The sequence below is a fragment of the Desulfosarcina sp. genome (assembly GCF_041551955.1).
Classification (GTDB): domain Bacteria; phylum Desulfobacterota; class Desulfobacteria; order Desulfobacterales; family Desulfosarcinaceae; genus Desulfosarcina.
The window spans coordinates 1-7045 of record NZ_JBFELV010000266.1 but is presented as its reverse complement, the minus strand read 5'-3'; the positions used below and the strand labels follow the sequence as shown (position 1 = coordinate 7045).

The 7045-nt window shown below is 54.0% G+C and carries 8 protein-coding genes; all 8 read right to left on the bottom strand.

Features of this window, described 5'->3' with window-relative positions:
- A partial coding sequence (locus tag ABYV26_RS17350) for a response regulator (RefSeq protein WP_372682616.1) occupies positions 1-317 on the bottom strand: 317 nt, incomplete at its 3' end.
- 50 nt (positions 318-367) lie between these two features.
- Complete coding sequence (locus tag ABYV26_RS17345; protein WP_372682615.1) at positions 368-2095, bottom strand: ATP-binding protein; 1728 nt, start codon at positions 2093-2095, stop codon at positions 368-370.
- Positions 2096-2342: 247 nt separating this feature from the next.
- Positions 2343-3761, bottom strand: a complete 1419-nt coding sequence (locus tag ABYV26_RS17340) for a sigma-54-dependent transcriptional regulator (RefSeq protein WP_372682614.1) — start codon at positions 3759-3761, stop codon at positions 2343-2345.
- Between the two features lie 231 nt (positions 3762-3992).
- Entirely contained in the window at positions 3993-4778 is a 786-nt protein-coding gene (gene folE2, locus ABYV26_RS17335) for a GTP cyclohydrolase FolE2 (RefSeq protein ID WP_372682613.1), read from the bottom strand.
- 36 nt (positions 4779-4814) lie between these two features.
- A complete protein-coding gene (locus ABYV26_RS17330) occupies positions 4815-5555 on the bottom strand; it encodes an ATP-binding protein (protein WP_372682612.1) in 741 nt (246 codons plus the stop codon).
- Positions 5556-5569: 14 nt separating this feature from the next.
- A complete protein-coding gene (gene rpoZ, locus ABYV26_RS17325) occupies positions 5570-5770 on the bottom strand; it encodes a DNA-directed RNA polymerase subunit omega (protein WP_372682611.1) in 201 nt (66 codons plus the stop codon).
- A 14-nt stretch (positions 5771-5784) separates the two neighbouring features.
- Positions 5785-6252 (bottom strand): transcription elongation factor GreA, encoded by a 468-nt coding sequence (gene greA / locus ABYV26_RS17320; protein WP_372682610.1) that lies wholly within the window; start codon positions 6250-6252, stop codon positions 5785-5787.
- Between the two features lie 158 nt (positions 6253-6410).
- Positions 6411-7045 (bottom strand): phosphatidylserine decarboxylase family protein (locus ABYV26_RS17315; protein WP_372682609.1); only part of this gene is annotated, 635 nt, incomplete at its 5' end.

Below are 7045 nucleotides of genomic sequence, written 5' to 3'. Positions count from 1 at the left end.
TTCATGCCTTCGATGGCGCTTTCCACGGTCGCATGACCGGTCAGCATGATGACCTCCAGGTTGGGGTGCTTCAGTTTGATGGCTGCCAGGGTCTCCAGGCCATCCATTCCCGGCATTTTGACATCCAGAATGACCACATCGAAATTGGAGGCGCCATCGCCGGTTTTGAGCGTATCAAGGGCTTCCTGCCCGCTCGAGGCCGTGGCCACCTTCAATTCTCGTTTGGCGATACGCTTGGACAGCGTTTCCAAAAAAGGTGCTTCGTCATCCACCAGCAGAACAGATGGGGGAACTAAAGTTGAGCTTCGGTATGCCATGGTTTTCCCTCCTTTAAAGGTTGGCGCGCAGATTTGTTGCAACGTTGATATTAAAGGGCGCCAGTTTTGTCTTTTGAGACCGGTAACAAAACGGAAAAGGTCGTGCCCTTGCCTTTGGTGCTTTGGACCTGGATGTCTCCACCCAGTTTTTTAATGATCCCGTAACAGATCGAAAGGCCGAGCCCCGTCCCCTGCCCCACCGGCTTGGTCGTATAGAAAGGATCAAAAATTCGGGCGAGATTGGCTTCGGCGATTCCCATGCCGTTGTCGGCGATCTTGAGCATAATCTGGTCGTCGTTCAACTGCGTGCTGATATGGATATTCCCGCCCGACGAATCCATCGCGTCGACGCTGTTGTTGAGCAAGTTGAGCAGGACCTGTTGCAACTCAGCAGACGATACCCACACCGGCGGCAAGCCGGCATCCAATTGCGTTTCTATCTGAACGCTGGCGTAGCGGGTTTTCTGATCGACCAGGGTAATCATCTCCTGGACCATCTCATTGAGATCGATCTGTTTGACCGTCGGGTCGGTCTTGCGCGCAAAGGACAGCAACTTGTGGGTAATCTCCTTGCAGCGCCCCCCTTGGGTTTTGATCTGGGTGGAGGCCCTTTGGATTTCGGCAAGGTTGTCCGCTGTGGCCGGATCATCCTCCGCCAACAAATCCTGGATCCAACCCGCCTCTTCCACCATGATGGCCACCGGGTTGTTGATCTCATGGGCGATACCGGCCGCCAGCTCACCGATGGAAGCCAATCGGCCCGCTTCGACCACCTGGTCGCTCATTTTGTCCTTTTCAATGATGACCTCCTCGATCCGAAGGGTCATGCGCCGCGACATGAAATAGGTGAAGAGGGCAACGATCGCGGCCCAGAAGAGGAAAAGCAGGACGGCGGTAATTTTGGTCGTGTTCCAGGTCGCGAAGGCATCCGAGACCTCCTGCTGGAAGATCAGTATCCATCTTCCGTTGTTTAAGGGGGTAACGGCAAAGATATGGCCTTTGCTGAACGAATCCGGATTTTCCTCGAGAAGGACATTGTCGGTGGTCAGATTGGCAATAAGGACTTTGTCGGCCTCCAGTTTGGCTTCCTGTACGCCCCTGTATGACCCTTTTAGGCCGTCAACATCAATGTGGGGTTTGGTCTGGAGTTCTCCGGCCCGGTTGAGGATAAAAGCAATGCCGGTGGTTCCGATTCGGATATTGGACACCAGATCATTGAAGGCATTGAAGTCGACGGTGGCCCGCAATATCCACCCCTGGTCATTCCATGGTATTTTCGCCGCCACGATAAAATGGGGCGACCCCCGCAGGCCGGTGAAAACGTCGCTGATGTAGAATTGGCTTTGCTGGGTCTCGGAAAACCATACAGCGCCGGAGTAGTCGGCTTGGACCAGGTTGAAGGGACCCGAATAGGCCTGCTGGACCCCCTGGGGATCGATCAATCCCAGATCGACAAACACCCCGCCAAACTCTTCGCGCAATATGGCCAGTTTTTTGGTCAGAAAGACGGTATCCGCCAGGTCTTCGACGGGATGTGACCTGGCCATGACGCGGATATCTGCAAGACTGTCGGTCAAGAAATTGTCGATCGTCCGGCTGTGCTTTTTTACCAACACCGTCAAGTGTTCGGTTATCTTGGTCCGGTAGGCCTCTCCAAATTGCTGAATAATGACAAATCCGATAAAGAGCAAAGGCACCCCGGCGACCAGCATCACGGTCAGCACCAGGTTTCTGGTTTTGGGTTGCTCGTGGCGATCTTGTTTCGTGTCGATTTTCATACTGTAGCCCTGCCGTCTGTTAGTACCTGCTTGTATTGTCGGCCGCCGTCGTCCATGATCGGCCGGCGTTCGCTATATACCAATGGCAACCTTCATGCCACAATTCAGCCAACCGCCCAAAATCGGAAAGTTGGTTTTTTTAGTTTTTATTTCAGTCGGATAAAAAGAGACGAGATGGCAGGAACAGGGTTGTGAGAGATGCTTGAGTGGATGTTGAGGTGTCAAAAACCTTTACACGGGTAAAGAATTATTTGTCAGTTTCCTCGCTGGGCGGCATATCGAGCCCCAATTTGGCCAATTTGTAGAGCAGCGTCGGCCGGGAGACACCCAGCCGTTTGGCGGCCTGGCTGCGATTACCGTCGCAAGCGGTAAGCGTTTCTGCAATAATCAACCGCGTCACGTGGTCGGTAAGGTCGGTCAACAAGTTGCTCTTACCGCTGCTCATGTTGTTTCGGACCCAACGCTTGACGACTGCATCGAAGTTTTCGGGTATGTCTATCTGGACCGTTTCTTTACCGGAGACCAAATACGAGACCTCTTCGGCGCTGACCGGCCGGCCCTTGCTGAAAATCAGACATTTTTCAATCGTATTGGCCAGTTCTCGCACATTACCGGGCCAATGGTAACGCTTCAGAATCGCTTTGGCTTCCGGTAAAATGCCGGGATTCCGAACACCCAGGCTTGTCGAAAACTTGGCCATGAAATAGTCTGCCAACAAAGGAATGTCCGCCACGCGTTCATTGAGCGCCGGCAAGCTCAAAGAGACGACATTGATGCGATAGTACAAATCTTCTCGAAATCCGCCCGTTTTTATTTTAGCTTCGAGATCGGCATTGGTGGCGGCAATAATCCTGACGTCTGTCTGTATCGGTCTTTTGCCACCGATGCGCTCGATGCTCTTTTCCTGCAGTAGGCGCAGCAGCTTGGCCTGCGTGCTCAATGGAATATCACCGATTTCATCTAAAAAAACCGTTCCCTTGTCCGCGTATTCTATTTTCCCGATCCGCTGCCGATCGGCGTCAGTGAAGGCCCCCTTTTCATATCCGAACAACTCACTTTCCAACAAGCTTTCCGGAATGGCCACGCAATTGACAATGACGAAAGGACCGTTCACTCTTTTTGAATGCTGATAGATCGCCCGGGCGGCAAGTTCCTTTCCCGTACCCGATCCACCCCGAATCAACACGGTGGTATCCGTCGGCGCCACACGACCGATGGCCTTGTAGACCGCCTGCATGGGTTGAGACCGTCCGACCAAATGATCGCCGCTGGTCTGTACCGGGTCTTGGTCAATGCTGACGGGGGACCGCATGAAACGCCCGGTTTCCAGGGCCATACCAATCAACTTCAACATCTCTTGGTCGACGAATGGTTTTAGTACGTAATCATATGCACCCAGTTTGGATGCCTTGATAACGTCATCCGTGGTAGCGGTCTTGGCCAGGATGATAACCGGACAACGCTGTTTGCCTTCACGCAATTTAGAAAGGGTTTCCTGGCCGCTGAGACCCGGCAGGGCGGCTTCCATGATGATCAGGTCGAGCGGCGTGTGACCCATCGTCTCAAGCAACATCTCGCTTGATTCGGCTTTCAGGACCCGATAGCCCGAATTGAGGAGGAGGCGCTCGAGTTTTCGGCGCATGCGGCAATCATCATCAACGATCATTATTCTTTCCAACGTTTCGCCTCTATCCTCAAGCTATGGCATGGCACCCACACCTCGACCTCACGCACGATTGTCCCCCACGCCGCAAGCCGCAAGGAGTGCGTTGGCTGTCGCGGTTCACTAAAAACCGGATTGACCGGGGTCGCCTGCGGGATGGTGTCGTGGGTCGATGATGGGTATCATAACAACCACCTGCCTGAAACCGCCCTCTGAACACCGCCCGATGCGGCATCAGCGGGCCGGCCCGACGCCATTGGTGATCTGCGCGTAAGCACTGTGGTTATGAATCGATTCGAAGTTTTCGGCGCTGACCGAAAACCAGGTGATGTTATCGTCGGCAATCAGGCGTTCAGAAATGTCCCGGACCACATCCTCAACGAATTTCGGGTTGGAAAACCCGCGTTCGGTCACATTTTTCTCATCCACCCGTTTGAGCACCGAAAAGACATCGCACGAAGCGCAGGATTCGACCAACTCGATCATGTCCTCCAGCCAGATGAACTTTTTGAATCGGGTTTGAAGCCTGACGATGCCGCGCTGATTGTGGGCGCCATGGTCTGAAATTTCCTTGGAACAGGGGCAAACCGAAGTAATCGGTACGTTGACTTCGGAAACCAGATCGATGTCGTTGCTTGAATTGCTGGAACCGGTAATCCGGCAGTTGTAGTCCATCAATCCGGGTGCAAGACTTACCGGGGCCTGCTTTTCGATAAAATAGGGGAAGCTCACCTCGATATGGGCCGAGGCAGCGTCCAGATTCTGTTTCATGGCCTCCAGCAGCACAGAAAATTTCTTCAGCGAGATCTCGGGGTTCAACAGGTGAAGCATCTCGACGAACCGGCTCATGTGCGTGCCTTTGTACTCCTGTGGCAGGTCAACGTACATGTTGATCGACGCGATGGTGCTCTGGGAACCGTCGCGGCGGTCTTTGACGCGTATGGGGTAGCGCAGGTTTTTTATGCCGACCTTGTCGATGGGGATATTCCGGTGATCCGGCTCATTCTGTACATCTTTCATGATCTGCCTATTGGCTGGTGGAGGTGCGCGTTAAGGTTATTTTAACAGGTAATCCATCTTTACATGGCTCATGGCCCGGTAAATATTACCCTTGATCTTGCGGTTGGTTTGGTACAGCCCGTTTAGCATCGTTTTGATTTCCGAGCGTTTGGTGGCCCCGGCCGATGGGCACGGGTTGACATACTGGGGAAGCGCCTGGGCTTTGGCAAAGCGCCGAATGCTGTTTTCATCGACCATCGCCAACGGTCGTATCAGGATGAAGCGACCGTTGAACAGTTCCTGCCGCGGTACCATGGTGCTGATCTCCCCGGCATAACATATGTTTAAAAAGAGCGTTTCAATGACGTCGTCTTTGTTATGCCCCAATGCCAGCTTGGTGCAGCCCAGCCCGTCTGCGAGCTCGAACAGCCGCTTGCGCCGGAGTCGGGAACAGAGAAAACAGGGGTTCTCCCGGTTTTCGGCACTGTGGGCGACAATCCCGTGATCCGTTCGATCGACCGTCAGGTGAAATCCCAGCCGCAGACAGGTGTCGGCCAATCGGTCGGCAAAGCCACCCGGAAAACCGGGATCCACATAGATGGGTAACAGGTCGTAGCGCAGCGGTACCCGTTTTTGACGTTCGGCCAGCGCCCACAACAGGGTCAGGCTGTCCTTGCCGCCGGACAGTCCCAAAGCGATGCGGTCGCCGTCCTCGATCATGCCGTAGCGGTGGATGGCCTTTCCAACCAGGCTGTTCAGCGTTTTGTATGTGTGGCTGTGCCTGGGCAAGGTGAACACGTCGGATTGACCGGCTATTGATCGGTGTCGATCTTTTCTACGACCTTCCCGGCGGCAACTTCCCGCAGGGCGATGACAATATCCTCGTTTTTCGGGGAACTGACCAGGTATTCAGATCCTTCCCGGATTTGCCGCACCCGGGCGGCAACCATGTGAACCAGCTTGAAGCGGTTCGGTACTTTTTCCAAACAATCTTCTACAGTAATTCGTGCCACGGAAGTCCTCCTGTTTACGATATTTCCACCAACTCGTAGACCCGCTTGCCAGCCGGTGCGTTGAGCACAATCTCCTCGCCGGGTTTTTTCCCGATGATGGCCTTTCCCAACGGAGAGGTGACCGAAATGCGCCCCTTTTCGATGTCGGATTCTTCGGGGCCAACCAGCTGGTACTCCACCTCCTCGCCGGTATCCACATTCTCAAGCATCACCGTGCAGGCGAACACCGCGCGATCCTTGGGCCGGTTGTCCACGTCGATGATTTCCGCGTTTCCGAGCTTGTATCCCAATTCACTGAGCCGGCCCTCGATGAAGGCCTGGCGTTCTTTGGCTGCATGATATTCGGCATTTTCACTCAGATCACCATGGGCGCGGGCCTCTTCAATGGCCCGGATCACAAGAGGCCTTTCGGTGGATTTGAGGTGTTCCAGCTCTTTTTTCAGTGTCTGGTAACCGTTTCGGGTCATGGGTATTCGTTCCAATGGATGGCTCCTAAATGATTCGCTATTTCAGAAAAACAGATCCCCACGGCACAGGCCATTGGGGAATCAATTGGTTCTGGATTCATATTACGACAACGGTTTAACGGATGCTTAGTGCGCTTGGCTGATTTCAGTTCATGGGTAAGCTGCCAATTTCCCTACCATTTGCCCAGAATACTGCTGCCGGCCTGGACCTTATCACCCACCGCGACCCGAATGTCCGTCTCAGGGGGCAGGTAAATGTCCAGCCGGGAACCAAAGCAGATCATGCCGAATCGATGTCCCCGTTTTAACACATCGCCGGGTTGAACGGCACAGATGATGCGCCGGGCGACCAACCCGGCAATCTGGACGAATCCTACTTTTTTCCCATTCGGACTCTCCAGCAGCAAGGCGTTGTGTTCGTTGTCTGTCGACGCCTTGTCGAGGTTGGCTGAAAAAAATTTTCCCGGATGATAGTTCACCTGCCGGACGGTCCCCTCGTGGGGTACCCGGTTGACATGCACGTTAAAGACGGACATGAAAACACTGATCCGTGTGCAGGCCCCTTCAAAGTAAAGGGTCTGATCCACCGGTTCCACTTTAATGACCTTGCCGTCGGCCGGCGAAACCACAACCCCCTCGCCGGTCGGGACCAGACGATCCGGGTCCCTGAAAAAATAGCAGATGAATCCGCTCACAAAGAGCCCCAGAACAGCCAGGAAATCCGCGCCAAGCAGTGCAAAAACAGCTGTGGCAAAAGCGGATGCAAAGATGTACGGATATCCGGCCTTTGCCACTGGAAATGCGGTCT